At 73.0% G+C, this 2,576-nt stretch carries 3 protein-coding genes; 2 read left to right on the plus strand and 1 reads right to left on the minus strand.

What is annotated here, in order from left to right; all coding sequences use genetic code 11:
- Together LQV45_RS25295 and LQV45_RS25300 are read left to right on the plus strand one after the other, a co-directional pair.
- Positions 1–764 (plus strand): amidohydrolase family protein (locus LQV45_RS25295; RefSeq protein ID WP_230009377.1); only part of this gene is annotated, 764 nt, incomplete at its 5' end.
- Between the two features lie 46 nt (positions 765–810).
- Entirely contained in the window at positions 811–1,617 is an 807-nt protein-coding gene (locus LQV45_RS25300; RefSeq protein WP_230009378.1) for an RNA methyltransferase, read from the plus strand.
- A gap of 10 nt (positions 1,618–1,627) precedes the next feature.
- Here LQV45_RS25300 and LQV45_RS25305 read toward each other — a convergent pair whose 3' ends face one another.
- Positions 1,628–2,488, minus strand: coding sequence for an SGNH/GDSL hydrolase family protein (locus LQV45_RS25305; protein ID WP_230009379.1), 861 nt, complete (start codon positions 2,486–2,488; stop codon positions 1,628–1,630).
- Positions 2,489–2,576 lie beyond the last annotated feature (88 nt).

Raw genomic sequence — 2,576 nt, forward strand, 5'->3', positions numbered from 1 at the left:
CCGCGTACGGGGGTGCCGTCGAGGTGCAGATCGTCGCGTTCCCGCAGGACGGGGTGCTGCGCCGCCCCGGCGTGCTCGACCTGCTCCGGGCCGCCGCCGCGCACGACGCCGTCCGCTGGATCGGCGGGCTGGACCCCGCGACGATCGACCGCGACCCGGTCGGTCAGATCGACGCGATCACCGCGCTCGCCGCCGACACCGGTCGCGGCGTCGACATCCACCTGCACGATCCCGCCGAGCTCGGCGCCTTCCAGATCGAGCTGATCGTCGAGCGCGCCGTGCGCCTCGGGCTGCAGGGGCGCGTGAACATCGCGCACGGCTTCGCCGTCGCGCAGCTCGACCCCGCGCACCGGCGTGACCTGCTCGCCGCGATGGGCGAGGCCGGCGTCAGCATGACGACCGTCGCGCCGCTGCGCCTGCCGCAACTGCCGCTGGACGAACTGGATGCCGCGGGCGTGCGGCTCGGGCTCGGCACCGACGGTATCCGCGACCTGTGGAGCCCGCACGGCACCGGCGACACGCTCGGGATCGCGTGGCAGTATGCCCGCGCCGGCGGACTCGTGCGCGACGACGACCTCCTGCGGGTCGTGCAGCTGGCCACCAGCGCGGGAGCGTGGGCGGTAGGACGCGAGACGCACGACCTCGTCGAGGGTGCTCGTGCCGACATCGTGCTCGTGGATGCCGAGAACCCCATGGACGCGCTCGTACGCCAGCCCGAGCGGGCCCTCGTCATCGGCGGCGGACGCGTCCTGCACGTGGCCTGAGGCGGGGCGGGGACGGTGTCCGCTCCCCGCCTGGCAGAGTGGGACGATGCCCGTCACCCCCCTGGACTTCGCCGACGACCCGCGCCTCGCCGACTACCGCGACCTCACCGACGTGTCGCTGCGTCGCGTCAGCGAGCCCGCGGGTGGCCTGTACATCGCGGAGTCGTCGAAGGTGCTCGACCGGGCGCTGCGCGCCGGACACCGTCCCCGTTCGGTGCTCGTGCAGGAGAAGTTCCTCGCCGACGCCCTCGCCCTCGTCGGCGAGGAGGCCGAGATCTACGTCGTCCCGGCCGAGGTCGCCGCGCAGGTCACCGGGTACACCGTGCACCGGGGGCTGCTGGCATCCATGCACCGTCCGCCGCTCCGGCCCGTCGAGGAGGTCGTGGCGGGCGCGCGGCTCGTCGTCGTGCTCGAGGACATCGTGGACCACACCAACGTCGGTGCGGCGTTCCGTTCGGCTGCGGCGCTCGGGGCGGACGCGGTGCTCGTGACCCCGCGGTGCGCCGATCCGCTGTATCGGCGGAGCGTCCGGGTGAGCATGGGCACGGTGTTCCAGGTGCCGTGGACGCGGTTGCCCGAGTGGACCGCGGCGAAGCCGCTGCTCGAGGGCGCGGGGCTGCACCTGGCCGCCCTCGCGCTCGCCGACGACGCCGTGACCCTCGACGCTTTCGCCGCCGCGGGGCATGAGCGCGTCGCGCTGCTGATGGGCTCCGAGGGCGACGGCCTGAGCCGCGGTGCGCTCGCCGCCGCCGATACGGTCGTGACGATCCCGATGGCCGGGGGAGTGGATTCGCTCAACGTCGCCGCGGCGAGCGCCGTGGCGCTGTGGGAGTTGGGGCGCGCGCTGCGCTGAGGTGCGGCGCTCAGACCTGCGTCTCGCGGGAGGCCGCGGCATCCTGCCCGGGGGCGAGGAAGGTCACGGGCAGCGGTTCGGGCCGCTTGGGGAGGATGTGGTCGCCCGAGGACTCGTGGCGCAGGCGCCGCAGCACCCAGGGCACGAGGTATTCGCGTGCCCAGACGAAGTCCTTCTCGCGGGCGGCGCGCCAGGTCGTCGGTGTCAGCGCCTCGGGCTGCATCGGCTGCAGGTCGTTCGGTACGTTGAGCGCCCGCAACACCATGCGTGCGACCTCGTGGTGGCCGAGCGTGTTGTAGTGCAGCCGGTCGTCATCGAAGAAGCGCATGTCCTGCACCTCTTTCAGGCCCCACTGGTTGGCGACGATGCAGTCGTAGCGGTCCGCGATGGAGCGGATGTTCTCGTTGTAGATCGCGACCTTTCCTCGGATGCCGCGGAACACCGGCGTGAACTCGGTGTCGATGCCGGTGAACACGACGACCGTGGCGCCCCCGCTGCGAAGGCGCACCACCGCGTCTTCGAACTGCTGGGAGACGGCGTCGGGATCGGTCCCGGGCCGGATGACGTCGTTGCCCCCCGCCGAGAACGTGATGAGGTCGGGCTTCAGGGCCAGGGCCGGCTCGATCTGATCGGCGACGATCTGCGCGATGAGCTTGCCCCGCACGGCGAGATTCGCATAGGCGAAATCGTCGACCTGCGCCGCCAGCACTTCGGCCACGCGGTCGGCCCAGCCGCGGTGACCGCCGTCCGGCAGCGGGTCGCCGATCCCCTCGGTGAAGGAGTCGCCGAGGGCGACGAACCGGCGCCAGGGGTGCGGGCCGGGGTTGTCGGACGCGGACGGGACGCGGGGCGAGTGCGGGTCGAGTGTCATCGAAACCTCCGCCTCCAGGCTATCCCCGGGCTCCGACACGGCAAGGGGGCCGATCGGCGGGGGTGCGCGCGTGGGTGTGCCGCCAGGG

It is taken from the genome of Microbacterium sp. Bi128, from assembly GCF_918698205.1.

Coding starts and splice junctions, on each gene's coding strand:
- LQV45_RS25300 (WP_230009378.1), top strand. CDS start 811: ATGCCCGTCACCCCCCTGGACTTCGCCGACGACCCGCGCCTCGCCGAC.
- LQV45_RS25305 (WP_230009379.1), bottom strand. CDS start 2,488: ATGACACTCGACCCGCACTCGCCCCGCGTCCCGTCCGCGTCCGACAAC.